The organism is Deltaproteobacteria bacterium, from assembly GCA_019912665.1.
Classification (GTDB): Bacteria; Desulfobacterota; GWC2-55-46; order GWC2-55-46; family GWC2-55-46; genus UBA5799.
The window spans coordinates 395859-422016 of sequence record JAIOIE010000018.1 but is presented as its reverse complement, the minus strand read 5'-3'; the positions used below and the strand labels follow the sequence as shown (position 1 = coordinate 422016).

Here is a 26158-nt window from a genome sequence, read left to right as displayed (position 1 = left end):
GCAAGGGGCCCGGCGGAAGGGACGGGAAAAGGGATGAAGAACGCATTCTTGGCGCTCCTGCTGATTACGCCGTCCGCTCTCCTGGCAGGGGAGCGCCATCCCGAGCGGGATTATCAATCTTATTGGTGCGGCCTGGCGGGCGGTACCGCGGAATTCGTGCTGCCTGACAGGGCCAGGGTGGACTGCCTTACGGATGAGCACGCGGTCGAGGTGGATTTCGCGCCCAAATGGGCCGAGGCCATAGGCCAGTCCCTTTACTATGCCGCGGTGACCGGGAAAAAGCCCGGCATACTCCTGATAATGCGGGACGAGGGGGACACAAGGTATCTTGAGAGGCTTTTCAGGGCATCGGCAGGGCTCGGCATAACTGTCTGGACCGCCTCTTCTGTAGACATGAAAGCAGGCGGGGGGCCTTCCTTTCAGGCCCGGATCGAATGAGTGTTTAGCAGGCTGCTCAAAAACCCCAATCTGCCGCGTCGTCTTCGAAATTGGACACTCCGGCGTACAATAAAAGTGGGCGGGATACAGAATAGGGGCGTAAGCGGCGTCCCGCGCAGCCGCGCCCTAAGGCGCGACCGCGCGGCGGTTTATGGCGTAACTGCAGGCGCACAGCTATGACGGCTCGGAGACCTCGACCGTTATCTTCTTTGTCTGCTCCTCGACGGCCTTGGGGAGAACGACACTCAGGACACCGTCCTTAAGCGACGCCTTTATGCCGTCCCGGCGTATCTTGAAAGGTATGCTTATGGCCCGGAGAAAGTACCTGTAGTTCCTCTCCGAGTAGGCGTAGTTCCCTTCCTTGAGGTCCGATTCTTCCTTCAATTCGCCCCTGAGCGTAAGGACGTTGTCTTCGAGGGTCACGTCTATCGATTCCTTTGAGACGCCCGGCATCTCGGCTTTCACCACCACCGACTCGTTCTTGTCTATGACGTCTATGGCCGGTGTAGCGGCTCCGGTCTCGGCCTGCGCACCGGTCTGCCTTTTCCAGGGCGCGCCCATTTTCCTGGACGGGAAGACGTCGTCCCATATCCTGTCCATCTCCCTCCTCATCGTCTCAAGCTCCCTTAACGGGTTCCATTTTTCAAGCGGCATGCCGTCCTCCTTTCGCCTTCCGTTATGGCAACCTCTAGAAATTGGTCTTTCCCCGGATTCTTCGTCAGGGCGTGAATAAAAATGCTCACATATTACATATATGCTCCGCTTTTTATTCCCGCCCCTTCCTGATTGCGTTGAAAATCTCCGATTTATAGAGGTTGCCAGGGTTCAGTCCGGAGCGCCTCCTTATGAGGGCCGTCCGTTGCTTGCCGTACATTGCTTAAAGGATAGGTACGGGGTCGCTGTATGTCAAGGCACGGAGGTTGAGGGAATTGGAAAAAGAGGACTGTAAGGACCGGGGCGCGAGCGGGAGTGCTCAGACGAGGTTCGAGGCTATCTGGAGGAGGCCTGTAAAGAGGTGTATGGCTATCATGGCCTTGACGGCAGGGGTAAGCGCGCGCGCCCGGTCATAATTTTTAAGGAGGCATAACGCGCCGGGTATGGCGATGAGAGCGGTAATGAGGGCAGAGAGCGACCAGGAGGGCAGGGGGCCTAGGAAGACCCCGGCAACGATGCTAGCGTAAGCCATCGCGAGTAGGAACACGAGCCCCCACCTGGCCCTTTGAGGCTCAAGACGGACGACGAGCGTCCTTTTCCCGGCCGCCCTGTCGGCCTCGAAATCCGGGAACTCGTTTACGAATAGTATTGCCGCTATGAGGAAGGAAAGGGGAAGCGAGGCTATTACCGGGCCGAGACCGATTGACCCGGTCTGCGCAACGAAAGCGCCGAGCACGGTAAGCAGGCCGAAGGTCAGGCCCACCGTAAGCTCTCCCAGACCCCGTCCGGCCAGGAAGAGGGGAGGGGCCGAATAGAAGTACCCGGAGGCTACACCCAAGAGCCCTATTACAAAGAGGACCGGGCTTACCGTGAGCGCCAGATATGCGCCGGTCAGGCCTCCGGCCGCGACGAGTGCCGTCCCAAGCGCCAAAGTCTCCCCTTGGGTCATGAGGCCCCTTTGTATTAACCTGCTCCCGCCGGTAAAAGGGGTGAGGGCGTTTCTGTTGAGGTCGTCAGCCCCGTTTTTCGAATCGTAGTAGTCGTTCAGGGTGTTCATGCCCGAGTGGCAGAGGAGAGCGGCTAGCATGGAAAGGGCGAAAGCCGCCATATCGAACGAGCGCGCCTCGTGCCAGGCGGCAGATGCGCCGAGCCCGACCGCGACCGCGGTCGCCGGGAGGAACTGCGGCCTTGTCGCCATGAAAAGGATCGCCGGTTTTTTCACGATCTCGCTGTGACGAGGACTATGTAGACGAAGGCCATGTACAATGCGCCGTTGACTATGAAGAGCCAGGGGGCTATCCTTTTGACTCTCATTGCAATGAAGTAGAGCCATATGCCCGCCGTGATGGTGAGGGCGCTGCTCGCGACGACCGTAAGGTTGACGGTCCAGGGCGTGAGGAATATTCCGATCGCGGGCAAGAGCGTCCCCTGGAAGACCATGGCCCCGGTTATATTCCCGAGGGCCATGGTGTCCTTGCCCTTTCTTACCCAGATTATGCTGTTGACCTTCTCCGGGAGCTCGGTCGCTACAGGGATTATGAGTAGAGAGAGCGCCATGACAGGCAGGCGGAGCGCCTCTGAAAGATACTCGACCCCGTGCACGAAACCCTTTGCCCCTGCTATTATGAGCCCGAGCGCGATAAGGAGCTGAAGGACGATAACGTACATCCGGTCCTTTAGGACGACCCCGAGGTAGAGGGGCTTTGAGTTCTCGGTTGCGTGGCCGTCCTCGACTAGGGCGGCGCTGGCCTTTACGGTCTCGAGTATGTAGTAGAAATACGTTATGACCAGGACCGCGGCTATGAAAACCCTTAAAAGCCTGTACTCCTGGGGGGTGAAGGCGACAAGAAAAGCCAGTGTGAAGGCGAACAGGAAGAACTCGATGTCCCTCCTGAAGCCGCTCCTCTCGGGTGTGAGGTTGGCCTTTTTCCTCGTGCCCTGGAATTGCCAGAGGGCCGCCCCGATGAGGAACATGGCGAGAGTCGAGAGCATGAATGGGGCCCCCAGTATTGCGCCGACGCCGACCTCTTCCCTGACATGGGCGCTGTTGCCGCCGAATATGGCCACGAGCGGCACCATGGTCTCGGGCAGCGCCGTACCGACCGCGGCGAATATGCTCCCGGTAACGCCTTCGGAGAACTTGAGCCTGGCCCCGAGCGACTCTATCGCGTTTGTGAATACCTCGGCCGCGATGACTATCACCACGAGCCAGAAGACGAGCAGAAGTATCTCCTGTATCAAGCGCCCCTCTCTTCCATGCCCGGCCTGGGCCTTACGAGCTCGGCCCTTTCGCCCCTGAAAAAGAGGAGGAGCACCATTCCGACAACCAGCACTATCGAGCCCGCGATTATGAAAATTATGCCAGGGTCCTTGTTGATGGTGAGTACTACGTACGGGGTGAATACGTATCCCTTGAGCGTTATGGAATGTCCCGGGCCCTTTACGGACGTGCCGGGCTCAGAGATATTGAGGAAGTAGACGCTTCCGTCAGCCGATATTATCTCGATATGGGGATTGGCGAAGAGGCCTGAGCGGCTGAAGGGCTTCCCGCTCTCGTCGAGCGCGAAATCCGGGTACACGCTCCCGAGCCTGTATGTGCTCCCGTCCGGGGCGCTGAAGGAGCCGTCGAGAAGGACCTCCGAGGAGCTGCCGCCCGCGTCTATCACAAGCCCGGTCGGGCTCTGCCCCTGGTCGAAATGATAGAATGCTATGCCTTTCCATATGAGGGGGTTATTGAGGCCTATGTCCTTGGTGACGACCTCGCTCCCGTCATCGTTTACAAGCGTAAGCCTGGTCCGGAGGTAGTCCAGGTCGCCCCTCGTGCCAGCCCTCATCTCGGTCTCGTCTAGCCTGACCTGAATCCCGCCCTGGTATGGGACCGGAATGGATTCGCCCTTATAGAGCACATGGCCGTAGCTCCTGAAGCCCCAGACGCTCCCCACCAGGTGCCCGAGGAGCGCGATAAGGAAGCCGACGTGCACTATATGAGGGAAAAGGGCCTGCCAGGGCCTCCTGTTCTGAACGACCGACCAGGCCTTGTCAATGGTGCACACGACCGTGTTCACGGCGAAGACGGCTGTAAGGAGTATGAGGGCCCAGACCCAGAGCGTAAGCCCGATGTATTCGGTTTTGAGGGAGAGGAGGAAGGGGAAAAGCACCTCGTGGTCGAGCGCGCCGAAGAAGCGCTGGTTCCTTACGACGACAATGGAGCCCCAGGCCGAAATGACACAGATAAGCACGGCAAGGACTATCGTAAGGTAAACGGATGAGAAAAACTTCCAGACGCTTCTCATACTAACGCTGCTTGAACCACCTGATTATGTTTTCGGCAAGCTTCCTGTTGTCAGCTTCGTTTATGAAGCGGTTCTGGAAGGGTGCGTCATCTGCCACGACCACGACCTTGCCGGCCCCGAGCTCGCGGACCGCTATGACCGCGAACTCCTCAACAGGCTCGCCTTCCTTGAATTCCCGGTCCCTGTCAAGGTCGGCCCACGCGGCCCCGGAGGTCATCGCGACCGGCGAGGCCCCCTCAACCGGCAGAAGCCCCCATGTCCCGTATACGGCTATCCCCTTAAGCCCGGATGTAACCGGGTGCGCTGCGAATTTGGTGACCAGGAAATCCTGCGGCTTTCCCCCGATGAGGCCGGTCCTCTCGCATATCACGAAATTCGAGACGATGATGCCGAACTCGTGCGTAAGCGACGCAACCGGAGGGGAGATATGGAGGAGGACCAGGAGGTTCCCGCCCCTTTCGACAAATCCCTTTAGCGCCGCTGACTCGTCAGGCGAAAAACCGCGGGCCGGACCGGCTATTATATACGTCCCGACACCTTCGAGGGCCGCGCTGGTTACCGGCCCTTCGTTCACCCCGACTTCGGTCCCTGTGCCGCTGTCCCTTATGAGCGAATAGAAAGAGGAATAATCCAGCTCGCCGGCCTTTACAGGCGAGAATATCTCTGAATGTGAAAGGTCGAAGACCGCTTTTCTGGCCTTGACCATGAGGCCCGGCCCGGCGGATTGGCCCGCATTGTCAAAAAGGGCTCCCCCGGCTTTGGCTTGAGCGGCATCCGCTGAAAAGAGCGTAATGGCTATGGCGGCGGCCAGGGCCAGGACGGACCTTGGCGGGCGGGCTGCCATGAGTGCTCCTAAAGCGTTGTAAAAGGCCGTCATCGGTCTCACCGGTTCAGGATATCGGTTGCGGCATGGGCATGTCAAGGAAAAGAAAGGGGGCTGGAATTCCACTTGATTTTCTGCCATCAGGATATGATAAACTTAATAGATGTACGAGCTAATGATAATCTCATATTTTTCATCCGCGCACAACCTGAGGGGATACCAGGGGGCCTGCGAAAACCTCCACGGCCACAACTGGAAGGTGGAGGTGGAGGTCCGCTCCGGGGGCCTTGACAGCCTCGGCATGGTTGTCGATTTCAAGTCGCTGAAGGAAAAGGCGAGGAGCGTAATCGACCGGCTCGACCACAAGTACCTGAACGAGGTACCCCCATTCGACAAAGAGAACGCTACCGCCGAGAACCTCGCAAGGCACGTTTTCAGGGAAGTTTCTACGGCCTTTGAACGCGGCGGCTTCGGCGACGTCAAGGTATCAAGGGTCAGGGTCTGGGAGTCCGAGAGCGCGGCTGCCAGTTATTATGAATAGGAGGGGGCCGGATGCCGGTTAAAAAGCTGAGAGACGTCCAGGCCGAGCCGGACTACAGGCAGATACCCATCGACAAGGTCGGGGTCAAGGACATCCGCTATCCCATAGTGGTGCTCGACAGGAAGAACAAATTCCAGCACACAGTGGCTTCGATCAGCATGTATGTTGACCTCCCTCATCAGTTCAAGGGCACGCACATGTCCAGGTTCGTCGAGATACTGAACGAGCACAGGGGCGAGCTCACCGTGAAGAACTTCCCCCAGATACTGGAAAAGATGAAGGTGAAGCTCACGGCCTCTACCGCCCATCTGGAGGTCGAGTTCCCCTATTTCATCGAGAAGAGCGCGCCTGTCTCAAAGTCCAAGGGCATGATGGAGTACAGGTGCAGATATCTCGGGGTGCTCGGGGCTGAAAGGGATTTCATGCTCGAGGTCGAGGTGCCGGTCTCGACTCTTTGCCCGTGCTCAAAGGAGATAAGCGAGAGGGGCGCGCACAACCAGAGGGGCAAGGTCAAAGTGGGGGTCCGCTTCAAGGGGTTCGTCTGGCTGGAGGACATAATAGCGGCCGTAGAAAGGTCGGCATCGAGCCCGGTCTACTCGCTCTTGAAGAGGCCGGATGAGAAGTACGTGACCGAGAGGGCCTACGATAATCCCATGTTCGTCGAGGACGTCGTGAGGGAGGTGGCCATAAATCTCGGCAGGATAAAGAAGCTAAAGTGGTTCAGGGTGGAGGCCGAGAACTGGGAATCCATCCACAACCACAGCGCCTATGCCTTCCTCGAAAAGAAGCTCTAGCAGGCTGCTGAAAAAGCCCAATCTTCCGTGTCGTCTTCAAAGTTGGACACTCCGGCGTACTATAAAAGTATGCCTAATTCCCGCCCCCGTTCCAATGGGGGGCCCGCATCCGGAGCTTTTCGAGAGCCTTTAGTTCTTCACGGTAACTCCTAAAAAAACGGCCCGGGTCATCCCCGGGCCGTTCTCGTCTCGATGTAATCCTTGCCTATCCCTTGTAGAGGACTTCTTTTACCTTAAGCTTAAGCTCCTCCACCCAGAACGGGTTCCCCTTCTGGATGAAGCCCTTTACCTTGAGGTCGAACCACCTGGGGTCGAGGAGCAGGTCGTCAAGTATCTCCTTGCCGGTCGTTATTATGGCCGGCGCCACTGTCCCCTCATCGTGCATCTTTTGGAGGAGCTCGCCGCCGTCCATATCGGATGAGGGGTCGGCCACGTTCTTGAGATAGAGGTCGGACACGATAAGGTCCGGCCGCTCTTTTTGGGCGGCCGTAATGGCTTCCGAGGCGTTTTTGGCCTTCACAATCCGGAAGCCTATGTCCGAAAGCGCCGACTCGACCATATCCCTTGCGATACGGTCGTCATCGATAAGAAGGATCGTCTCGACACCCGCCTCTGCCTGTGGCTCGGCGTTTTCCTCAGGGGCATCGTAAGCCCCCTCCTTTTGTACCTCGGGCGCTTTGGGCAGGGGCTTCTCGGCTGCAACGGGCGTTATGGCGAAGGCCTCGGCCTCCCTTTTCACAAGGAACCGCGCCCCGCACCTTACGCAGTTTATGTTAACGCCTTTTTCCCATTCAGGGAACGATTCCACCGGGACCCATAGCCTGAACCTCGAACCGCACCCGGCGCAGGCGACCTCAACGGGTTCTTTCCCCGCGACTGTTTTGTTGACTTGCATATCAGGCATAAATCTCTTTTATTCTATTGCCGCCCGCAAGGTACTCGAAAGCCGGACTTTGCAGAAGGGCTTGAATTCCAAGGGGATAGCACTGATTTGAAAATGCAGTTTAACCCAACAGGACTCCGGGTGTCAATGGTTCTCGTTAATGCTCCAGTCTTCCCTGCACGCCCGCGACCCTGCCGAGGCCCAGGAGGTTGAAGGTGAGATACACCATTTTTTCCTCGAGTCGTTCCGTGTATGTGAGGGTCGCGCTCCAGCACTGCTGAAAGTACTCTATCCCATAGGAGGTCTCAAGCGACCTCCGCTCATCGAAGGAGAACCTCTTCAAAAAGGTGAGGTCTACCCCTTTTGGGAGGCGCGCCCTGAGCGAGCCCTCAAGGTAGTTGGCCCCGTCCTTTACGAACCTGTGGGAAACCGCAAGGCTGTCGCCTCTTTTATCCGATGCCGCCAAAGAGACCTCGTATGTGGTGAAATGGCTCTCGTATACGTCGAGCGTGCCTTTTGCCACGCCGGTCACGAGCGGGAGAGGCCTCACGATCAGCTCGCCTGTGATGTCGGAAAAGGGCCTCCTTTCGTCGTCCGGCCCTGTAAGCTCCCTTCCCGCCTCATGGAAGTTGTAGCTCTGCCTGAGGTCGAGGTAGAGATATTCGAAATAGGCCGCCCCATCGCCTTCTCCGCTCTTTCCGGTGAGAGTGGAATTGAGGGAATAGCTTACGCTGTTCGCGGCAGTCAGCCTGTCAAGGTCGTCGAAATCAGGGAGATCGTCCTGATGGATTTGAGGCGCGTAGACGTATGCAAAACCCGGCCTCAGCGTATGCCTGAGGGCTGTAAGGCCGGGCCGTTCAATCCTGAATACCCGGACGAAAGTGGTGGTCAGTTCGGCTGTCACGTCATACGAGAACCTGTCGAAATGGTCCCTTTCGGGGTGCCGCTCCACGAACCAGAATGTCGCTGCCGGTCCTGTAGAGAGCAGGAAATCGAAGTAGCCGCCTGGCCTTACAGGCATGGAGAGCCTGGGCCGGAAGTCGAGCCTCTGACCCCGGAGCCCTTCTTCCCTCCAGAAGTTCACGTACGAGGACTGGCTGGAGAAGTAGAAGGGTGTGCCGGATATGCGCTCTGCCGTGCTCGTGAGCGTTATCTCCGGAAGCCTCTGGAGCGTTTCGTCGTCGTCCGCGTCAAGGAGGTTGTCGAAAAACCTCATCTGGCCCACAAGGCTCCAGTTGCCCCGGTTAAAGCTCGCGGACAGGTTAGTCTCCAGCGCCTCAAGAGAGCGCTCCTCCTGGCCCCTTCCGAAGTCTATGAAATATTCGTCGTCGCTTACGAGGTTCAGGTCGGCCCGGAGGTTCAGGCCGCTTTCGAACAGCTCCCGGTGTATGAGCCTCAACCTCCACCTGTTGTCGGTCGCCTCTTCGGGCCTCGAAAGGTTGTCAACGTCCTGCCTGAATTCCCTGACCCTTTCTATGCTCTTCTCCTGGAACTGGTAGAAGAATATCTCCCCTGCACTCTTCCGGGTGTGGATATACCTGTACTCCGCCCCTTTGCCGAGGCCGCGCCTCGACTCGACGTCGAGGTAGAAGGTGGCGTCCTGGTTCCTTGCTATGGCCCAGAAATAGGAGGTGTCGAGGATAAAGCCCCTTAGTTCCGAGTAGCCAGGCCTGGGCTGGAGAAAGCCCGACTGCCGTTCGCGCTTTATCGGGATGGATATATAGGGCGAGTAGAGGACAGGGACGCCCTTTATGTAGAACCTCGCGTTCCAGCCCGAAAGGTACTGCCCCACCGTTACACGCGCCGAGGTGGCCGCGAAGCTCCAGTCCGGGTCTTCATCCGGAGGGCAGTCGCAGGTGGTGTAGGTCACTCGCTCCGCGGCATATGACTCCGGGCCGGTCTTCCTTATCGAGTCCGCGGTAAGGTGGACGTTACCCTCTCGGTAAAAGAGCCTGCCGTTCGCGAGCACGGCGGTCTTGTCCTTTATATTGAACTGGAGGGTATTGCCCGTAAGGGTGCTCCCGCCCTCGTCGACCGCCCTTATGTTGCCTGAGACGGTCCCGACCCCTGCCGCCATGTCGAGTATCGCGGTATCCGCCCTGACGGAGATGCCTTCCTGGGCTATTTCGACGTTACCCGATGCGTGGTACCTGTCCGCGGCCCTGTCGTAGGTTATGGAGTCTGCAGTTATCTCGACAGGCATCTCGGGGCTGAAGAGCTCGCCATGGGGCTTCTCCTCCGAATGCGCGACCATTACGGGCGCGAAAAAAAGAAGGAGGAAAAGGGCTATGAGTACGGATTTGCCAACGGGCGCCACAGTCATTTCGCCTTGGAGAGTGGAATTGCGGATTAGCGGAAAAAATTAGCACATGCACGGGGTTTTTACAAGGCAAAGCTCTTGACGGTAGTGGGTCAGTTTGAATTTCCTTTCTACTTTCCATGCTTGACCGCTTATGGTAAGCTTAGGGCATGGAAAAGAAAAAGAAGATAACTGATATAAACAAGCTCGCCGCCTTTATTGTCTCTGAGGTAACTAAGGATGAGCAGGAAGGGGCAAAGCAGAAGAAGCCCGAAAAGAACCCTGCCGCCGTAGCCCTCGGAAGGCTCGGAGGGTTGAAGGGCGGCAAGGCAAGGGCTGAGAAGTTATCCGCAAAGAAGCGTGCAGAAATAGCTAAGAAAGCTGCCAAGGCCAGATGGGGCAAAAAAACTTAAGAATTTAGTTCTTGTTTTTTCTCTCGTTGTATTTTTCCACTTGTTTTTGCAGGGCTTCGATGAAGCCTGGCAGTTTTTTAGCTGGAATGATAACGCTGGCCACACAATCAGCGCGAACTTCTTCTATAGGTTCATTAGACAAGTTGATTGGAGGTTTTGTTTCGAAAAAAAAGATTTTGAATTCATTATCTATATTCTGAACAATAATATTGTTTGTGAATCTACTGATTATATTTTCTGGTATATTCCATTTGATTGGCACTGATTTTGCGATTTGTTTTGTCGATACATCTGCCTGGCTGACTATATGTTTTTTTCTCGCCATATTTTTGCCTTTCTTATAATGGTAGTCTAAGAGTTGTGCAATCAGGAGTTATATCGTAGAAAAATGCTGGTGGTATGTGTGATGGTCGAAGTTCGAAATCTTTTTCCGGTGCTTCTGGTGGAGATACCTCTGCTGTTGAAGCAGATATGGCCTCATTCTCTTGCCCTACCACATTAATATCTTGCATCTCTTCACTAAAATATTGATCCTGCTCGAAGCTGAATGCCTTTAATGAATCCGGCGAAAGATTAAGCTCCCACTCCACCAATTCGCCAAGCGAAACAAATCTTACTATCAGTCCAACATCAAAAGCTGATGCTAGTTTTTTAAGGGTTTTTAGGGTGATGCGATTATAATTCGGGTCTTCAAGCACTGATATTCTTGTCTGTGCCATTCCAGTGCGCTCTGCCAAATCATGCTGAGTCCAGTGTCTTTGATTGCGCAATGCTTTAATTTGAAAGGGAACCCCAGTGTCAATATGTTCAGAAACAAAAGCGTCCCTATACTCTTTATCTTTCAATCTACTTATCAATTTTTTCTTGCGTTCCACTTTGCTCATTACTTGCGGCTCCATTTTATGAATCAATAAATTCTGCAGTATGCTTTGGCTCATTTATTAATTTACTTCGCCTAACTGCTATTTGCGGAGCTTCCCTTGGTATAAATTTATCACCTTTTTCGATTGCGCAAATGAGTATCGTGAAATCTCCTCTGCCGGGGCCATAACATCCAATTGGTCTATATTCGTTATTATTATGTTTTACTCTTATTTCATACAAATCTTTGTAGCCAGTGAGCTTTGAAAAACTCGGTCTTTCCCAATACTGAGTCACTTCTAAATATTTTAATGTTCTGACTATTTTTGCCCTTGCCTTTTTAGGCAAATTATCCAACCACTTGGAAAATTCATCCTCGCCCCGCTTAGCTATATAAACCCTGAATGTCCAATACTTATCCATATTATAATATTATTATTATAAATGTCAAGGTATTTCTTGACTTTAGTTTATAATAAAATTATTATATTTGTTTGCTTGCAGTCAAGTTGTTAAATACTAGTACGATCTTGCAGAAAATACAAGAAAATACTCCTTGACAATGCTTGAGCGGTCAAGTATAATCCAGCTATGAACAGATTAGATGTTAAAAAACAAGCTCAGATAATAGCGGCTCTTGTAGAGGGGAACTCTATCAGGGCCACTTGCCGTATGACAGGAGCGGCAAAGGGTACCGTATTGAAGCTCCTTGCGGATATAGGCAGGGCTTGTTCAGAGTATCAGGATAAGGTCTTGAGGGATTTGGAGTGTAAGCGGATTCAGTGTGATGAAATCTGGTCTTTTTGCTATGCCAAAGAAAAGAATGTGCCGGACGAAAAGAAGGCGTATTGGGCTATGGCGATGTTTACACCTGGATTGCTATATGTGCTGATTCCAAGCTCGTTCTTTCTTGGTATGTCGGAAAGCGCGATGCGGTATCAGCCCATGTATTTATAGACGACCTGGCGAAACGCCTAAAGAGCAGGGTACAGTTGACCACAGACGGGCATAGGGCTTATCTAAGCGCAGTAGAGGCGGCTTTTGGCTCTGAGATTGATTACAGTCAATTGGTTAAGCTGTACGGAAATGAAAGGGAGCGAGAGGTTAAATACAGTCCAGCTATTTGTACGGGAGCGGTTAAGGAGCGCGTACAGGGCAACCCTGATCCTAACCATGTATCTACAAGCTATGTAGAACGCCAGAACCTAACCATGCGTATGAGCATGCGGCGTTTTACAAGGCTTACAAACGCCTTTTCAAAGAAGATTGAGAATTTAGAACACGCCGTAGCCCTGCATTTTATGTACTACAATTTTTGTCGTATCCATCAGAGCTTGAGGGTGACTCCGGCAATGGCGGCTGGTGTAACAGGTAAGCTTTGGGAGATTGAGGATGTTTTGGAGCTAATTAAATAGCCCTATAGGCAGCCTTTAGGTAACCTATAGGGCTATTTAACTGACACCGTATAGAGATTGCCGTCTCCACATACGGCGGCCACCGAAGTGGACTTAAGCCCGATGCCGAAGCAGAGCGGGTACGATTAATTGTTAACATAGTTTACATGTTTTGTCAATCAGGAATAGCTCATCAGATTTGCCATACCCAAAGCATGCAGAATACACTCCTTAATTTTAATCAAGTCAGCTTCATCAAGAGTGCGAATATCATATTGCCGTTTTCCATTTGGGTCCTTGCCTTTATGAGGCAAGGAAAGCCTCTTTAGGGAAACAGTATAAAGCATATCTCCCTTTACCCAACTCGGAGTACTATCATATGGAGGTGGGAGCGCTGGTGATAGATGTAGCCTATAATGGTATGGCATTATAGGGTTAGGTTCCGTCTTACTGAGCGGTACGACTGTACATAAGCCATCTCGCTTGCGTAGGCGCGGAGAAATAACTATCGAGGGCCTTCGTTTTACCATCTCTGGGACAACAAGCCCGTGAAAATCACATATAACAATAGTTCCTGTGGGCGGGTGGTATGGTAAGGACATGGCGTAATAATATCATTTCCGACACACAAAACAACTAAATCCAAACTGACCCACTACCCTCTTGACTTGCAGTACTTTTTCTTTTTGCATTTAAACAACCCCGGGCATAAGGCGGAGCGAACATAGGGATGGGGGAAGGCCGGGCGAGGCGGGGCAGCAGGAGCAAGGCCCCGTAGGGGCCGAGCGACATAAGGGCCGAGCCCGGAGGAAGGAGGCGGAAAGAGAGCGGAGCCTTATGCCGAAAAGTGCGGCAGCGCGCTAAAAGGCCTTTTGCGATGAGTGGATCACTAACCTTTACGAATGATGGATTTCCGTTGGCTTCTCTTGAATTGCGCTCTCCTCAAATAACCCCTTGCCTCTCCGACCGTAAAGAGCGAGCCTGTCACGCAGACCGCTCCCTGAGGCCCGGCCCTCAGGAGGGCCTCTTTCAGTGCGTCCCGGACGCTTTCCCTTATTACGGCCTCCTTGCCGAACCGCTTTACCCTTTCAGAAAGCGCCAGTGCGCTCTCTGAGCGCTCGTTTTTCGGGCTCGCCGCTATGACCGTCCGGCATGAGGGCAGGATTTCCTTGAGTATCCCGTCTATGTCCTTGTCGGCCATGACGCCCAGCACAAGCACGGGTTTTTTCTTAAGACCCTCAAGGGCAAGGGCGAGCGTTCTTGCGCCTGCCGAGTTGTGCGCGCCGTCGAGCACCACGAAGGGCTTCCGTGATATTACCTCGAACCTGCCGGGCCATGCGGCGTTCTTAAGCCCCTCCCTTAATGCCTTTACCGGGATTTCGAAGCCCTTCCCCTTGAGCACTTCTATGGCCGCGAGCGCGCATGCGGCGTTCCTTACCTGGTGGGGGCCCAGGAGGCCGAGCTTCAGGTTTTCAAGGCGGCGCTTGCCGCCCTGGTAAGCGAATGAGCTGGGCTCGCCTGTGGCGCTGAAGTCATTCTTGATTACATGGAGCGGCGAAGACATTTTTTTTGCCGTTTTCCTTATTACCGAGAGCGGGCCTCTTTTGACCTCTCCTGTTACGACAGGCCTGCCGGGCTTGATAATCCCAGCCTTCTCGAAGGCTATTTCATCAAGGGTTTTGCCCAGAAAACGCATATGGTCCATGCCTATATTCGTTATGACGGACACTTCCGGCGTGACTACGTTCGTTGCGTCAAACCTCCCTCCCATGCCCGTCTCGATTACCGCGATATCGACTTTCTTGAGCCTGAAATGTAAGAGCGCCATGGCAGTCGTGAACTCAAAGAAGGTGAGTGGGGAGCCCCCGGCCATCTTTTTCGAGGCCGCCCTGACGATTTTAACTGCGCGGACGATCTCCGGCCCTGCAATCATCTTCCCGGAGACGCGTATCCTTTCATTGAACTTTTCGAGGTGGGGGGAAGTGTAGAGGCCTGTCCGGAGGCCGGCTTCTTGAAGGATGGAAGCTATGATGGCAGAGGTGGAGCCCTTGCCGTTGGTCCCGGCTACATGGATAACCGGGAAGCTCTTCTGGGGGACTCCGAGGAGCGAGACTATCTCTCTTATCCTCTTAAGCCCCGGCCTTATGCCGTGCTTCTCGAGGCCGTAGAGGTATCCGAGAGCCGGGTCCTGCCGTTGCATGAGGAGTTGGTTCAGCCCTTGAGCATGGAAAGGAGCTTTGAGATCGTCTCTTTCATGAGCTTCCTTTCGACGATCATGTCTATTATGCCGTGCTCCAACAGGTATTCGGATCTCTGGAAGCCTTCCGGGAGCTTCTGCCTTATGGTCTCGGCTATTACCCTTGGGCCGGCGAACCCGATTAGCGCCCGGGGCTCGGCGACTATCACGTCCCCGAGCATGGCGAAGCTTGCGGAGACGCCGCCCATCGTGGGGTCGGTGAGGACTGAAATATAGGGGAGCCCGGCCTCGCGGAGCTTGGCAAGCGCCGCCGAGGTCTTGGCCATCTGCATGAGCGATAGTATCGACTCCTGCATCCTGGCCCCTCCTGACGACGAGAATATGACGACGCCGGAACGGCTTTCGATCGCTCTTTCAACGGCGCGGGCTATTTTTTCTCCGACTACCGAGCCCATTGAGCCGCCCATGTACGAGAACTCGAAGACCGCGGCTGCCGCCCGCTCGCCGCCTATGAGGCCCTCGCCGGAGACCATCGCGTCCTTGAGCCCGGTCTCCCTCTGCGCGGCCTTGAGCCTGTCCTTGTATTTCTTTACGTCCCTGAAGTCCAGCGCGTCCATTGGCTCCATGGACTGGTCGAACTCGCGGAAGGTCCCCTCGTCGAAGGTTATTTCTATCCTGGCCCGGGCTGAGATGCGGAAGTGGTAGTTGCACTTGGGGCAGACGTCGAGGTTCCGCTCGACCTCTTTTTTGTAGATTATCTCGCCGCAATGATCGCACTTGACCCACAGCCCGAAAGGGACCTTGACGCTTTTACTCTCTTCCCCGTTCGTGAAGAGGTCTTTCTTAAACCAGATCATATACCCTCCGGTTTGATTTCGGTACTCAAATTCTATCTGGGCCTGCTGATGCCCTGCTTAAGACCTGAGACGAAACTGCCGAGCACGCGCATGGATTTTGCTGAACCTTGCATCCCTGCTATTATGTTTACGATCGCGCTCCCTACTACCGCCGCGTCCGCGCTTTTGCAGACCTCGCGCGCCTGCTTTGGCGTCGATATGCCGAAGCCCACGCCGATGGGAATGTTTGTGAATTTCCGGAGGCGCCTCATATAGGCCGGGATGTCCGTTGAGAGGTTCTTCCTCGCGCCGGTCACGCCTGTTACGCTAACGAAGTATATGAACCCGGATGCCTTCGAGGCCACAAGGCGCATCCTATTATCGTCACTCGTGGGCGTAAGGAGGAATATGAGATCAACTGAGTTCCTGTCGAGCTCGGTTTTAAGCTCGTCGGCCTCCTCTGCCGGGAGGTCCACTATGAGGACCCCGTCGGCCCCGGCGGCGCGGATTTCCTTCGCGAACCTCTTAAGGCCGTAGTTGAAGATTGGGTTATAGTAGCCGAAGAGGACGATGGGTATCTCGCTATTTTTTCTTATTTCTCTTACGAGCCCCAGTACTTCCCTGATATGGACATCCTTCTTGAGCGCGCGCTCCGACGAGGCCTGTATGGTCGGGCCGTCCGCCATTGGGTCCGAGAACGGAATGCCGAGCTCTATAAGATCGGCCCCGGATCTCTCAAGCTCGCGGACTATCCGTTTGGATGTCGGGAGGTCCGGGTCCCCGGCTGTAACAAAGGTGATGAGCGCCTTTTTCCCGTCCGCCCTGAGCCTCTCGAATAATGATTCTATCCTGTTTTTTCCCTTTACGGCCATCTCGACCCCTTTTGGTGTATGCCTAGGCATATCATATCTCGAAATTGAACGCCTTGGAGACGGTATTCAGGTCCTTATCGCCCCTGCCTGAGAGGCAGACTATAATCTTCGCGCCTTTCTTCATCTCCCGGGCGGCTTTCATGGCGTACGCGACCGCGTGGGAGCTTTCGAGCGCCGGGATGATGCCTTCCGCGAGCGTAAGCGCCTTGAAGCCATCGAGCGCCTCTTTGTCCGTAATTGTAGTATACGCGACCCTGCCGATGTCGTTAAGATACGCGTGCTCGGGGCCCACGCCGGGGTAATCGAGCCCGGCTGATATGGAGTGGGTGTCTATAATCTGTCCGTGTTTGTCCTGCAGGAGATAGGTCTTGTTGCCGTGGAGGACGCCGACCCGTCCGCCGTTTATAGATGCCGCGTGCTTGCCGGTTTTTAGGCCCTCGCCCCCGGCTTCGACCCCTGCCATACGGACCTTTTTGTCGTCGAGGAAGGTGTGGAAGAGGCCGATAGCGTTACTGCCGCCGCCTACGCAGGCTACAAGGAGGTCCGGTAGACCCCCGGTCATCGCCTGTATCTGCCTCCTCGCCTCAGCGCCTATTATCGACTGGAAGTCCCTTACGAGCATGGGGTAGGGGTGCGGGCCTGCGACCGTGCCGATTATGTAGAAGGTGTTGTAGACGTTCGTGACCCAATCACGGAGCGCCTCGTTCATTGCGTCTTTTAAGGTCCTGCTGCCGGAGGTTACGGGAGTTACCTTCGCGCCGAGGAGCTTCATCCTGAAGACGTTAGGGAGCTGCCTCTTGATATCGTCCTCTCCCATGTATATCTCGCATTCGAGGCCGAACATGGCAGCGACAGTGGCGGTCGCAACCCCGTGCTGGCCCGCGCCCGTCTCCGCGATGACGCGTTTCTTCCCCATCCTCTTCGCGAGTAGTATCTGGCCGATAGTGTTATTGATCTTGTGCGCGCCGGTGTGGCAGAGGTCTTCCCTCTTGAGGAATATTTCCGCGCCCCCGGCCTTCTTCGTAAGCCTCTCGGCGTAGTAGAGTGGAGTGGGCCTTCCGACGTACTCGCCTAGGTAATAGGCGAATTCCTTTTTGAAGCCGGGGTCGTTCTTCCACTTGAGATAGGCCTCCTCGAGCTCCATGACCGCTGGCATCAGGGTCTCGGAGATGTATCTCCCGCCGTAGATGCCGAAGTGGCCGAGCCTGTCCGGTACCCCGCCGAGTCGTGAAGCGTTTTGCGCCGAAGCCTTGCGGCCCTTGCCGGTTTTCTTCATCCTCTTACCCGCTCCATGAATTCCTTAAGCTTTGTGTGGTCCTTCCTGCCCGGCCTGTCCTTAATCTCTACACCGGAGCAGGCGTCCACCGCGTATGGCCTGACCTTCTCCACGGCCTCTTTAACGTTCTCCGGGTTCAGGCCGCCGGATAGTATGATGCGCCCGAGCGCCTTTGCCTCCACGGCTATGTCCCAGTCGAACGTCTCGCCTGTGCCGCCGTGGACCCCCTCTTTGAAGGTGTCGAGGAGGTAGGCCGAGACGTTATAGGGCCTGAGCCTGTTTATATCGGCCATATCCCTGACCCTTATGGCCTTTATGACCTTGATGCCGAGACGTTCGCAGTACTCCGGCGACTCGCTCCCGTGGAGCTGCGCGGTGCATATTCCTGTCTCAGCGGCCGTGGCGGCGACCTTTGTAAGCTCCTCGTCCACGAAGACGCCCACAGGAGTTATGAACGGCGGGAGCTCCCTTATTATGAGCCCGGCCGTCCTAGGGCTTATGTACCTGGGGCTCTTTTTATAGAAGATGAAACCAAGCGAATCAGCCCCGAGCTCCGCGGCCTTGAGCGCATCCTCAAGGTTTGTGATTCCACATATCTTTACCCGTATACTCTTTGACACCTCTAAGTTCCCTCAGCTTCTTTCTGAAGTTCTCCTCCCTCATGAGCGCCTCTCCTATGAGGAAGGCCTCGACCCCGCATTCCCTGAGCCTCAGTATGTCCTCGTGCGTGTTTATGCCGCTCTCGCTTACTAGGACCCTGTCCTTCGGCACGTACGGGGCGAGCCTTATCGTCGTCTCAAGGTCGGTCTTGAAGGTCTTCAAGTCCCTGTTGTTGACGCCGATTATCCTGGCCCCTACGTCCAAAGCCGTTTCAAGCTCTGTCTCATCGTGCACCTCGACAAGTGCGGACATGCCGAGCGAACAGGTGAGGTCGAGGAGTTTTTTAAGCTCGTCCTTCGGAAGTGCCGCGACAATAAGGAGGAGCGCGTCAGCTCCGGATACCCTCGATTCATAGACCTGGTACTCGTCTATTATGAAGTCCTTTCGTAGGAGCGGTAGCCTTATGTTGCCTCTCAAGGCCGTGAGATACTCGAGCTTACCCATGAAGAACTTCTCGTCGGTTATGACCGAGATGGCCGCGGCCCCTCCCTCGATGTAGCCGCGGGCTATCTCCGCGGGCACGAAGTATTCCCTTATCATCCCCTTCGAGGGGGAGCCCCTTTTTATCTCGGCTATTATCCGTATGCGGTCCGCGCCGCCCCTGTAGGCGATGGCCCTCTCGAAGTCCTTGGGCCTGGGCACCTTGGGGAGCTTATCCATTATGCCGTCAATGGGGAACTCGGCCTTTGCCTTCTCTATTTCCAGTCTTTTGTTTTGAAGTATCTCGTCGAGTATCATCTGTTCGATATTTCCTTTAGCTTTTCGAGCTTCTCAAGGGCCTTGCCAGAATCTATGGCGCCCCTTGCGGCGGCAACTCCCTCTTTAAAGCCCGGTACCGAGCCTGCCGCGGTTATCGCGGCGGCCGCGTTCAGTATTACGACGTCCCTTGCAGGGCCTTTTCCTCCCCGGAGGACATTGAGTATTATGTCCGCGTTCTCGTCCGGCCCGCCGCCCTTAAGGTCACCAGGCGCGCACCTCTCAAAGCCCAGGTCCTCGGGCTTGAGGTGATAGGTATGGATGGAGCCGTCCTTAAGCTCCGTTATCTTCGTCTCCGCGGCAAGCGTTATCTCGTCCAGGCCGTCCTCGCCCCGGACGATAAAGGCGCGGATTGAGCCGAGGTTAAAGAGCACCTTCGCGAGAGTATCGGTAAGCGCCGGGTCGTAGACGCCGATTACCTGCCTTTTAGAGCCCGCCGGATTCGTGAGGGGGCCGAGTATATTGAATACGCTCCTTATGCCGATTTCCCTCCTTACCGGCGCCGCGTATTTCATGGCTCCATGGAGCATGGGCGCGAAGAGGAAGCCTATTCCGGCTTCCCGTATGCACTCCTCGACCCTCGCGCACTCGGCCTCTATGTTGACGCCAAGGGCCCGGAGAACGTCCGCGCTCCCGCATCTGGATGAAACGGAGCGGTTGCCGTGCTTGGCTATTGTGACCCCGGCCGCAGAGGCTACGAGCGCCGCAGCCGTCGATATATTGAAGGTCATGGACTCGTCACCGCCGGTCCCGCAGGTATCGACAGCGCCCTCGGGCGCGTCTATCCTCGTAGCCTTCTCGCGCATGACCCTGGCAGCGCCCGTTATCTCCTCGACGGTTTCGCCCTTCATCCGGAGCGCCGTCAGGAGCGCCCCTATCTGGGCGGGGCTCGCCCCCCCGGTCATGACCTCGTCCATGACCCCTGTCATCTCGGACTCGCTTAAGTCCGTTCCCTTTATGACCTTCGAGAGGGCTTCTTTGATCATTACTTCCCAGTCTCCCTGGCCTGGTATGTCCGGAGGAAGTTCCGGAGAATGTCCTTCCCGGCCTTCGTGAGTATCGACTCCGGGTGGAACTGGACGCCTTCTACCGGAAGCTCCCTGTGCCGGAGGCCCATTATCTCGTCCATCTCGGTCCAGGCGCTTATCTCGAGGCACTCGGGGAGGCTTTCCTTCCTTACGATGAGCGAGTGATAGCGGTTCGCCTCGAAGGGATTCGGTATCCCTTCGAATACGGTCTTCCCGTCGTGGTATATCATCGAGGTCTTCCCGTGCATGAGGCGCGGGGCCTTAACGATCTCCCCGCCGAAGGCGTAGCCTATGGCCTGGTGGCCGAGGCAGACCCCGAGTATGGGGATTTTCCCTGCAAAGGCCTTTATGGCCTCCACCGAAATACCGGCCTTGGGCGGGTCGCACGGCCCCGGAGAGACGACTATCGCGCCGGGCGCGAGCTTTTCGATGTCCGCGACCTTTATGGCGTCATTCCTTCTTACCAGAACGTCCTCACCGAGCTCCATGAAATACTGGACCAGGTTGAAGGTAAAGGAATCGTAGTTGTCTATCATGAGTATCATATTCAGAAAAGCCCTTCCATTGCCATCTCGACCGCCTTGAGCATGCCTTTTGCCTTGTTCTCGGTCTCCTCGAATTCCTTCTCCGGGACCGAGTCGGCTACCACCCCCGCTCCGGCCTGCATGTGTATGCGGCCGCCCGATATGACGAGGGTCCTTATGGCTATGCACATGTCCATGTTGCCTGAAAAACCGAGGTAGCCCACGCAGCCGCCGTAGACCTCCCTCTTCGAGGGCTCGAGCTCCTCTATTATCTCCATGGCCCGCACCTTTGGCGCGCCGGTGAGGGTGCCCGCCGGGAAGCAGGCCTTCAAGGCGTCGAACGAGCCCATGCCCTTTACGAGCTCGCCCTTCACGTTAGAGACTATGTGCATGACATGCGAGTACCTCTCCACGGCCATTAGCTCGTCGACCTCGACCGTTCCGGCCCTCGCGACCCTGCCCACGTCGTTTCTCCCGAGGTCCACGAGCATGATATGCTCGGACAGTTCCTTGGGGTCTGAAAGGAGGTCTTTTTCGAGCGATACGTCTTCGTCCTCGTCCCTGCCCCTCTTCCGCGTGCCCGCTATCGGCTTTACGTTCACGCTTCCGCCCTCGACCCGGACGAGTATCTCCGGAGAGGAGCCGACGAGGGTAGCGCCCCCGAGCCTGAGGAAGAACATGTAGGGTGAGGGGTTTATGACCCTCAATGCCCGATAGATCTCGAACGGGTCGCAAGCGAGAGGGGCGGAGAACCTCTGCGATATTACCGCCTGGAATATGTCGCCCTCGACTATGTACTCCTTTATGCGCTCTACCGCCCGGAGGAAGTCCTCCCTTTTGAAATTCGAGGCGGTCTCAAGCCTTTGCCCCTCGTTCGATAGCGTATCCGCCTCTCTTATGGAAGACGTCCCCGGCACCGGCCCCCTCATCTTCTGGACCAGCGCGTCTATCTTCCGGACGCATTTCCTGTAGGCCTCGTCGGGGTCGTCTCCCTCGTTCATGTATGCGTTCGAGACTATCTTTATCCTGTGCTCGACGTTGTCGAAGACGAGGAAGGTATCGGTGAATATAAGGTATATGTCATCGAGGCCCAGCTCCCTGGGCGTCGAGTCCGGGAGGTCCTCTATGTGGCGGACTATGTCATAGCCCATGTAGCCGATAGCGCCGCCCGAGAACCTGGGCGCGCCCTCGACCTCGGCGGGCCTGTAGGCCGACATCATCTCCCGGATGCGGTCGAGCGGGTTACCTTCAAGGACGTTCGTTTTTCCGTCCTCGATTACCTCAAGCTTTCTGCCGGAGCCCCTTATGACCTTTCTCGGGGAGTTGCCGAGGATGCTGTACCTGCCCCATTTTTCGCCGCCTTCGACGCTTTCGAGGAGGAACGCGTCGCCGCCTCCGTCGATCTTCATGAAGGCGGAGACCGGGGTGTCGGTGTCCGCGAGGATCTCCCTCACGACGGGCACAATGTTGCGCGTTTTGGCTAATTCCTTGAATACTTCGGGGGAAGGGCAGTGGATGGGCCTTCTCATAAGCAACCTACAATATCACAGCATCTTTAGCATAGTCAATCATTTCACCCGGCGTCCGGGCCCCCTCGACAGCCGTAAGGATACCATATTGCAAGGTTTTTTGCTCTTTTTTTGTTGATAGGAACAAATGCTTGTGTCAGATGGGCTGCCGCCAGCTCCCATGAAGGCAACCAGGCGCAATTGCCCGTCCGGCGAGGACCTTTTTTGGCCCTTGACAGCTCTCCGGGCTTTTTCGTACAATCGCGCAATCCGGCATTGAAGGGAGTTGTTAAAAAGGGGCATGAGAAGAGCTCTTTATCTGGGGACTGCGCTGGCGGCGTTGCTTATAATTTCGGGCTGCGGGCAGTCGATAAAGAAGGAGAACGAGAGCCTCAAGGCCCGCATCTCGGAACTCGACGGGGAAAAGGACGCGCTCAAGGCCGAGGTCGCCTATCTTCAGAAGGAACTCGGGGATACGAAGTCGAGGGTCACTGCCCTCACAGCCGAGCTTGACGCGAGGAGGATGGAAATAGAGGTGCTGAGGTCAAGGCCGGCCTCGAAAAAATCCAGGAGATAGACGGCATTCAGCCGGACTATCCTGCTAAAGTAACACAGCCATCGTCCGATAAGATGGAACGCAGCCTGACGACGGGCACGCGTCCCGGGGCCAGCCCGGGATAACCTCATGACGGGGACAGTCCCATTTCGATAGAATTCCGCGCCCTGAAATCTTATAATACCATTATACGCGCGAGCCGCTTTTCCTTGCGGAGAACGCCCCTTCATCCATTTCGACGTACCGCGTTTTTACTGACCTTTCTTCCGGCTTGCGCCGAGACATTCCAGGGGTAATGCGATGTTCCGGCAAGGCTTGAAATCCAAGATACTGACCCTTACCATCGGGCTCACCCTTATCGGCTTCGGGGCGCTCATCTATCTCGTCATAAACGAGGAGGAGAAGAGCCTCTTAAGAGAGCGCTTCAACGCGAGCGAGCTCATGGCCCAGCCCATACTCCATACCATCTACAAGGACATGCTCGACGAGCGTGCGGACATGCCGCGCTTTCTCATAGAGGGCCTGAAGACCATCAAGGGGGTAGAGCGGGTCCAGCTCATAAGATCCAACGGCGTCGAGGAGGCCTTCCAGGACTTCAAGACCCTCGAGGCGGTAAAGGCCGAGTTCGGCGAGATAAAGCCGGAATGGCTCGTCGACCACCCCAATAAGCTCAACAACGTCGCCAAGGGCATAAACAATCCCGATTTCAAGAAGGTCCTCCAGGCCTTCAATGAGGGGCAGAAGGAGGCGGCCTGGTATATCGAAAGCGAGGGGGACAGGAACCTTTTCACTTATCTCCGTCCGATAGAGTACAGGCCCAAATGCTCGTCCTGTCACGAGCACGAGGAGGCGGCGAGGGGGGTCCTCATGATAACCACCTCGCTCGACGGGATGTACGGCATTCTGGAGGGGGCGAGGAACAAGTGGATCTTCTACGGCCTCCTTACCATGAGCGCCATAGCCGTGATGCTGAGCTTCCTGGTTTCCGGCGTCATAACCCGCCCCATTGACCGGGCGGTTGTGATGCTGAAGGCAATAGCCGAGGGCAAGGGCGACCTTACGAAGAGGCTTGAGATAAGCTCGAATGACGAGATAGGACTCCTCGGCAGGTGGTTCAACAAGTTCGTGGAAGGGATGCAGACGATGGTGAGCGACATCTTCGGCATCTCCAGGGAGGTATCCGCGGCCTCTAGGCAGATAGGCGCGTCCTCCGCCAAGATAATAGACGCTGCAAAAAAACAGCTCCAGGCCGCCGAGGATACCTCCGCTTCCATACAGGAAATGGACGCGTCCATAAAAACGGTCGCAGAGGAGGCCGAGGCCCTCAGGAGCTCCTCGAGCGAGGTCTCGGAGTCGGTCCGCACCATGTCCGGCTCGGTCGAGGATGTGAAGGTCAACATAGAAAAGCTCTTCATCTCCGGCTCGTCGACCACTTCGTCGATAAACGAGATTGCGGTCTCGATAAACCAGGTCGCTTCCCACGTGGACGAGCTCTTTAAGAACACCGAGGACGTCGTCTCCTCCATCATCGACATAGGAGAGAACGTCAAGGAGGTCGAGGCCTACTCGAGAAACCAGGCCGAGCTCGCGGAAAGGGTCAGGGTGGACGCCGAGGACCTCGGCATGGCCTCTGTCGTGAAGACGAGAGAGGGGATAGAAAAGGTGAGCGAGGAGGTGGCCTCCACTGCCCTCGTCGTAAACCGCCTCGGCGAGAGGTCCAAGGAGATAGGGAAGATACTTACCGTCATAAACGACATAGCGGATACGACCCACCTCCTCGCGTTGAACGCCACCATACTCGCGGCCCAGGCCGGGGAGCACGGCAAGGGGTTCGCGGTCGTGGCCCGCCAGGTAAAGGAGCTCGCGACAAAGACGACCTCCTCCACAAAGGAGATAGCCGGCCTTATAACCCAGGTGCAAAGCGAGGTCTCGGTGGCGGTCGAGTCCATGAGGAGGAGCTCGGAGAAGGTCGAGGACGGGGTGCTCCTTTCGAGGAACGCGCAGGAGGCGCTCATAAAGATCCTCGATTCGTCGCGGAGGTCCTTCGAGATGGCCAAGCTCATCGAGAAGGCCACCATAGAGCAGACCAGGGGCACGGGCCAGATCGCGAGCGCCGTGCAGGTGATGAGCCACATGGTCGGAGATATAAAGAACGCGGCGGGAGAGCAGTCCCACGCGGCCAAGGAGATCCTGAAGGACACGGCCCAGATGCGCGAGTTCATGGAGAAGGTCAAGAGCTCGACTATGGAGCAGGCCCGGGAGACGAGGAGGGTCGCCGAGGCGATATTCAGGGTGCTCGAGAAGATATCGAAGGTGGCCGACACTACCTCCGAACAGATGGTCTTCTCGAAAAGGATAGTGAACGCTGTCGATACCATAAAGAAGACCGCGGAGGACAACGCGACCTTGGCTGCAAGGCTCGAGAGGACGGTCGAGGAGATGAACAGGGAGGCTGACGCGTTGAAGAGCACGGTTGCGAACTTCAAGGCGTAGCGGAAAGGACGCTGGACATGGGTGCCTTGCGAATTATCCTCTTGGCTCTGTTTCTTTCCGGAGCGGCGCTTCCCGCCCCGTCGGAAGCCGCCGGCATAAACTGGCTCAAGATCAAGCCCGTAAAGATCGCCCTTTTCTACCCGGGTGTCGTCTCCTGGGAATTCCTCGTGGGCGAGGACCACAGGCTCGGCGCAAGGATGATAAAGTCCGGCAGGAAGGACTGCAGGAACTGCCATCTCGCAAAGGACGGGACGCTCGACATAAAGGCCGACGAGATAGCCTCGGGCTCGCTCAAGATGAAGAGGTCTCTAAAGCCCTTCGAGCCCGAGCCGAGTGCCGGCAAAAAGGGGTTCATCTCCGCCGATATGCAGGCCGCCTACGACCGCGAGCACCTTTACCTCAGGTTCAGATGGAGCTCAACCGGCGCCGGCTGGGCCCAATCGGCAAATATTCCGGACAGGATATCAATACAGGCGAACAAGTCGGACCAGCTCTTTAGAGCGGGCGGATGTTTCATAACCTGCCACAACGACCTTTCAACGATGCCTCACGCCCCTTCCAGGAAGGAGATGGGCGAGCATCCCGCCTACAGGGGCAAGGACGAGGTGAGCCTCTATTCCGTCCACGCCAAGGCGTCCTGGGACAAAAAGAACTCAGACGCCGAGGCCAGGAAGGCCGCCGGGCTCATAGACCTGAAATCGATCGAGCTGGGGAAGGGACTGGCCAGGGCCGCTGACGGATGGATCTATGACGAGAAGGCATGGGAGGAGAGGCCCGGTTTCGAAGGCATGGGAGAGTGGTCGGAAGGCGCGTACACGGCGGTTTTCAAGAGGCCCATCGGAAGCGCAGGCAAAAATGATGTAGCCCTCTCCGAAGGCGATGTCTTTACGATCGCCGTCGCCATTCACGAGGACGGGGCAAAGGAGAGGAGGCATTACGTCTCTTTGCCGGTCTCGATAGGGCTAGGCTCCGGGGGCGACATACAGGCAATAAGGCTCAAGGACTGAGGGGAAAGGCCCGGACGCAGGTCACATACCTCCTGGCCTTGAATCAGGTAAT

27 protein-coding genes and 1 pseudogene are annotated in these 26158 nt (G+C 56.0%); 8 read left to right on the top strand and 20 right to left on the bottom strand.

The genetic code is table 11. The features are described from left to right. The first annotated feature begins 33 nt into the window (after window positions 1–33). A complete protein-coding gene (locus K8I01_06475) occupies window positions 34–438 on the top strand; it encodes a hypothetical protein (GenBank protein ID MBZ0220059.1) in 405 nt (134 codons plus the stop codon). A gap of 174 nt (window positions 439–612) precedes the next feature. Here K8I01_06475 and K8I01_06470 read toward each other — a convergent pair whose 3' ends face one another. The 5 genes from K8I01_06470 to K8I01_06450 form a co-directional block, all read right to left on the bottom strand. Further along, window positions 613–1092, bottom strand: coding sequence for an Hsp20/alpha crystallin family protein (locus tag K8I01_06470; GenBank protein MBZ0220058.1), 480 nt, complete (start codon window positions 1090–1092; stop codon window positions 613–615). 319 nt (window positions 1093–1411) lie between these two features. Beyond that, window positions 1412–2290, bottom strand: coding sequence for a prenyltransferase (locus K8I01_06465; protein ID MBZ0220057.1), 879 nt, complete (start codon window positions 2288–2290; stop codon window positions 1412–1414). A gap of 20 nt (window positions 2291–2310) precedes the next feature. Then, on the bottom strand, window positions 2311–3333 hold the full coding sequence (locus K8I01_06460; GenBank protein MBZ0220056.1) for a sodium:calcium antiporter: 1023 nt from the start codon (window positions 3331–3333) through the stop codon (window positions 2311–2313). Then, window positions 3330–4385 (bottom strand): cytochrome c biogenesis protein ResB, encoded by a 1056-nt coding sequence (locus K8I01_06455; GenBank protein ID MBZ0220055.1) that lies wholly within the window; start codon window positions 4383–4385, stop codon window positions 3330–3332. Before K8I01_06455 ends, K8I01_06460 begins: the two co-directional genes overlap by 4 nt. Window position 4386: 1 nt before the next feature. Further along, the gene (locus tag K8I01_06450) at window positions 4387–5229 is read right to left on the bottom strand and encodes a DUF4350 domain-containing protein (protein MBZ0220054.1); all 843 of its coding nucleotides are present in this window, start codon (window positions 5227–5229) and stop codon (window positions 4387–4389) included. 142 nt (window positions 5230–5371) lie between these two features. Between K8I01_06450 and queD the strand changes: the two genes are divergently transcribed. Together queD and folE2 are read left to right on the top strand one after the other, a co-directional pair. Then, on the top strand, window positions 5372–5749 hold the full coding sequence (gene queD, locus K8I01_06445; GenBank protein ID MBZ0220053.1) for a 6-carboxytetrahydropterin synthase QueD: 378 nt from the start codon (window positions 5372–5374) through the stop codon (window positions 5747–5749). An 11-nt stretch (window positions 5750–5760) separates the two neighbouring features. Further along, on the top strand, window positions 5761–6543 hold the full coding sequence (gene folE2, locus K8I01_06440) for a GTP cyclohydrolase FolE2 (protein ID MBZ0220052.1): 783 nt from the start codon (window positions 5761–5763) through the stop codon (window positions 6541–6543). A gap of 205 nt (window positions 6544–6748) precedes the next feature. Here the strand turns inward: folE2 and K8I01_06435 are convergent, their stop codons facing one another. Both K8I01_06435 and lptD read right to left on the bottom strand, forming a co-directional pair. Beyond that, entirely contained in the window at window positions 6749–7438 is a 690-nt protein-coding gene (locus tag K8I01_06435; protein MBZ0220051.1) for a response regulator, read from the bottom strand. A 145-nt stretch (window positions 7439–7583) separates the two neighbouring features. Then, window positions 7584–9749 carry an LPS assembly protein LptD gene (gene lptD / locus K8I01_06430; GenBank protein ID MBZ0220050.1) on the bottom strand — a complete coding sequence of 722 codons (2166 nt, stop codon included), beginning with the start codon at window positions 9747–9749 and terminating at the stop codon, window positions 7584–7586. Window positions 9750–9895: 146 nt separating this feature from the next. Here lptD and K8I01_06425 point away from each other — a divergent pair, with 146 nt between their 5' ends. Further along, window positions 9896–10138 carry a hypothetical protein gene (locus K8I01_06425; GenBank protein MBZ0220049.1) on the top strand — a complete coding sequence of 81 codons (243 nt, stop codon included), beginning with the start codon at window positions 9896–9898 and terminating at the stop codon, window positions 10136–10138. Window positions 10139–10142: 4 nt separating this feature from the next. Here the strand turns inward: K8I01_06425 and K8I01_06420 are convergent, their stop codons facing one another. Genes K8I01_06420 through K8I01_06410 form a run of 3 tightly spaced genes read right to left on the bottom strand, consistent with a single transcriptional unit; the run spans window position 10143 to window position 11422 of the window. Then, window positions 10143–10463 (bottom strand): hypothetical protein, encoded by a 321-nt coding sequence (locus K8I01_06420; GenBank protein ID MBZ0220048.1) that lies wholly within the window; start codon window positions 10461–10463, stop codon window positions 10143–10145. A 13-nt stretch (window positions 10464–10476) separates the two neighbouring features. After that, complete coding sequence (locus K8I01_06415; GenBank protein MBZ0220047.1) at window positions 10477–11022, bottom strand: helix-turn-helix domain-containing protein; 546 nt, start codon at window positions 11020–11022, stop codon at window positions 10477–10479. A gap of 16 nt (window positions 11023–11038) precedes the next feature. Continuing rightward, window positions 11039–11422 carry a type II toxin-antitoxin system RelE/ParE family toxin gene (locus K8I01_06410; GenBank protein MBZ0220046.1) on the bottom strand — a complete coding sequence of 128 codons (384 nt, stop codon included), beginning with the start codon at window positions 11420–11422 and terminating at the stop codon, window positions 11039–11041. 168 nt (window positions 11423–11590) lie between these two features. On the opposite strand from K8I01_06410, the pseudogene K8I01_06405 reads away from it, so the two are divergent. Beyond that, window positions 11591–12414, top strand: a pseudogene (locus K8I01_06405) (IS1 family transposase). Between the two features lie 158 nt (window positions 12415–12572). Here K8I01_06405 and K8I01_06400 read toward each other — a convergent pair. From K8I01_06400 to trpE, 10 genes are all read right to left on the bottom strand, one after another. Then, window positions 12573–12995 (bottom strand): type II toxin-antitoxin system PemK/MazF family toxin, encoded by a 423-nt coding sequence (locus K8I01_06400; protein MBZ0220045.1) that lies wholly within the window; start codon window positions 12993–12995, stop codon window positions 12573–12575. A 287-nt stretch (window positions 12996–13282) separates the two neighbouring features. Continuing rightward, the gene (locus tag K8I01_06395) at window positions 13283–14593 is read right to left on the bottom strand and encodes a bifunctional folylpolyglutamate synthase/dihydrofolate synthase (protein MBZ0220044.1); all 1311 of its coding nucleotides are present in this window, start codon (window positions 14591–14593) and stop codon (window positions 13283–13285) included. A gap of 11 nt (window positions 14594–14604) precedes the next feature. Next, window positions 14605–15447, bottom strand: a complete 843-nt coding sequence (gene accD, locus K8I01_06390; protein MBZ0220043.1) for an acetyl-CoA carboxylase, carboxyltransferase subunit beta — start codon at window positions 15445–15447, stop codon at window positions 14605–14607. A 32-nt stretch (window positions 15448–15479) separates the two neighbouring features. Continuing rightward, window positions 15480–16298 carry a tryptophan synthase subunit alpha gene (gene trpA / locus K8I01_06385; protein MBZ0220042.1) on the bottom strand — a complete coding sequence of 273 codons (819 nt, stop codon included), beginning with the start codon at window positions 16296–16298 and terminating at the stop codon, window positions 15480–15482. Between the two features lie 31 nt (window positions 16299–16329). Continuing rightward, complete coding sequence (gene trpB, locus K8I01_06380) at window positions 16330–17574, bottom strand: tryptophan synthase subunit beta (protein ID MBZ0220041.1); 1245 nt, start codon at window positions 17572–17574, stop codon at window positions 16330–16332. Further along, window positions 17571–18182, bottom strand: coding sequence for a phosphoribosylanthranilate isomerase (locus K8I01_06375; protein ID MBZ0220040.1), 612 nt, complete (start codon window positions 18180–18182; stop codon window positions 17571–17573). Before K8I01_06375 ends, trpB begins: the two co-directional genes overlap by 4 nt. Further along, a complete protein-coding gene (gene trpC, locus K8I01_06370; GenBank protein MBZ0220039.1) occupies window positions 18148–18972 on the bottom strand; it encodes an indole-3-glycerol phosphate synthase TrpC in 825 nt (274 codons plus the stop codon). The genes K8I01_06375 and trpC overlap by 35 nt, the downstream gene beginning before the upstream one ends. Then, entirely contained in the window at window positions 18969–19976 is a 1008-nt protein-coding gene (trpD, locus tag K8I01_06365; protein MBZ0220038.1) for an anthranilate phosphoribosyltransferase, read from the bottom strand. The genes trpC and trpD overlap by 4 nt, the downstream gene beginning before the upstream one ends. Next, on the bottom strand, window positions 19976–20563 hold the full coding sequence (gene pabA, locus K8I01_06360) for an aminodeoxychorismate/anthranilate synthase component II (protein ID MBZ0220037.1): 588 nt from the start codon (window positions 20561–20563) through the stop codon (window positions 19976–19978). The genes trpD and pabA overlap by 1 nt, the downstream gene beginning before the upstream one ends. A 2-nt stretch (window positions 20564–20565) precedes the next feature. After that, window positions 20566–22071, bottom strand: a complete 1506-nt coding sequence (gene trpE, locus K8I01_06355; GenBank protein MBZ0220036.1) for an anthranilate synthase component I — start codon at window positions 22069–22071, stop codon at window positions 20566–20568. 280 nt (window positions 22072–22351) lie between these two features. On the opposite strand from trpE, the gene K8I01_06350 reads away from it, so the two are divergent. The 3 genes from K8I01_06350 (at window position 22352) to K8I01_06340 (ending at window position 26106) form a co-directional block, all read left to right on the top strand. Then, complete coding sequence (locus K8I01_06350; protein MBZ0220035.1) at window positions 22352–22627, top strand: hypothetical protein; 276 nt, start codon at window positions 22352–22354, stop codon at window positions 22625–22627. A 279-nt stretch (window positions 22628–22906) separates the two neighbouring features. After that, a complete protein-coding gene (locus K8I01_06345; protein ID MBZ0220034.1) occupies window positions 22907–25099 on the top strand; it encodes a HAMP domain-containing protein in 2193 nt (730 codons plus the stop codon). 41 nt (window positions 25100–25140) lie between these two features. Then, the gene (locus tag K8I01_06340; protein MBZ0220033.1) at window positions 25141–26106 is read left to right on the top strand and encodes a hypothetical protein; all 966 of its coding nucleotides are present in this window, start codon (window positions 25141–25143) and stop codon (window positions 26104–26106) included. The last annotated feature ends 52 nt before the right edge of the window (window positions 26107–26158 follow it).

Excerpts from the sequence above, each read along its gene's own strand:
- K8I01_06475 (MBZ0220059.1), top strand. The coding sequence starts at position 34 with ATGAAGAACGCATTCTTGGCGCTCCTGCTGATTACGCCGTCCGCTCTC.
- K8I01_06470 (MBZ0220058.1), bottom strand. The coding sequence starts at position 1,092 with ATGCCGCTTGAAAAATGGAACCCGTTAAGGGAGCTTGAGACGATGAGG.
- K8I01_06465 (MBZ0220057.1), bottom strand. The coding sequence starts at position 2,290 with ATGGCGACAAGGCCGCAGTTCCTCCCGGCGACCGCGGTCGCGGTCGGG.
- K8I01_06455 (MBZ0220055.1), bottom strand. The coding sequence starts at position 4,385 with ATGAGAAGCGTCTGGAAGTTTTTCTCATCCGTTTACCTTACGATAGTC.
- K8I01_06450 (MBZ0220054.1), bottom strand. The coding sequence starts at position 5,229 with ATGGCAGCCCGCCCGCCAAGGTCCGTCCTGGCCCTGGCCGCCGCCATA.
- queD (MBZ0220053.1), top strand. The coding sequence starts at position 5,372 with ATGTACGAGCTAATGATAATCTCATATTTTTCATCCGCGCACAACCTG.
- folE2 (MBZ0220052.1), top strand. The coding sequence starts at position 5,761 with ATGCCGGTTAAAAAGCTGAGAGACGTCCAGGCCGAGCCGGACTACAGG.
- K8I01_06435 (MBZ0220051.1), bottom strand. The coding sequence starts at position 7,438 with ATGCAAGTCAACAAAACAGTCGCGGGGAAAGAACCCGTTGAGGTCGCC.
- lptD (MBZ0220050.1), bottom strand. The coding sequence starts at position 9,749 with ATGACTGTGGCGCCCGTTGGCAAATCCGTACTCATAGCCCTTTTCCTC.
- K8I01_06425 (MBZ0220049.1), top strand. The coding sequence starts at position 9,896 with ATGGAAAAGAAAAAGAAGATAACTGATATAAACAAGCTCGCCGCCTTT.
- K8I01_06420 (MBZ0220048.1), bottom strand. The coding sequence starts at position 10,463 with ATGGCGAGAAAAAAACATATAGTCAGCCAGGCAGATGTATCGACAAAA.
- K8I01_06415 (MBZ0220047.1), bottom strand. The coding sequence starts at position 11,022 with ATGAGCAAAGTGGAACGCAAGAAAAAATTGATAAGTAGATTGAAAGAT.
- K8I01_06410 (MBZ0220046.1), bottom strand. The coding sequence starts at position 11,422 with ATGGATAAGTATTGGACATTCAGGGTTTATATAGCTAAGCGGGGCGAG.
- K8I01_06400 (MBZ0220045.1), bottom strand. The coding sequence starts at position 12,995 with ATGTCCTTACCATACCACCCGCCCACAGGAACTATTGTTATATGTGAT.
- K8I01_06395 (MBZ0220044.1), bottom strand. The coding sequence starts at position 14,593 with ATGCAACGGCAGGACCCGGCTCTCGGATACCTCTACGGCCTCGAGAAG.
- accD (MBZ0220043.1), bottom strand. The coding sequence starts at position 15,447 with ATGATCTGGTTTAAGAAAGACCTCTTCACGAACGGGGAAGAGAGTAAA.
- trpA (MBZ0220042.1), bottom strand. The coding sequence starts at position 16,298 with ATGGCCGTAAAGGGAAAAAACAGGATAGAATCATTATTCGAGAGGCTC.
- trpB (MBZ0220041.1), bottom strand. The coding sequence starts at position 17,574 with ATGAAGAAAACCGGCAAGGGCCGCAAGGCTTCGGCGCAAAACGCTTCA.
- trpC (MBZ0220039.1), bottom strand. The coding sequence starts at position 18,972 with ATGATACTCGACGAGATACTTCAAAACAAAAGACTGGAAATAGAGAAG.
- trpD (MBZ0220038.1), bottom strand. The coding sequence starts at position 19,976 with ATGATCAAAGAAGCCCTCTCGAAGGTCATAAAGGGAACGGACTTAAGC.
- pabA (MBZ0220037.1), bottom strand. The coding sequence starts at position 20,563 with ATGATACTCATGATAGACAACTACGATTCCTTTACCTTCAACCTGGTC.
- trpE (MBZ0220036.1), bottom strand. The coding sequence starts at position 22,071 with ATGAGAAGGCCCATCCACTGCCCTTCCCCCGAAGTATTCAAGGAATTA.
- K8I01_06350 (MBZ0220035.1), top strand. The coding sequence starts at position 22,352 with ATGAGAAGAGCTCTTTATCTGGGGACTGCGCTGGCGGCGTTGCTTATA.
- K8I01_06345 (MBZ0220034.1), top strand. The coding sequence starts at position 22,907 with ATGTTCCGGCAAGGCTTGAAATCCAAGATACTGACCCTTACCATCGGG.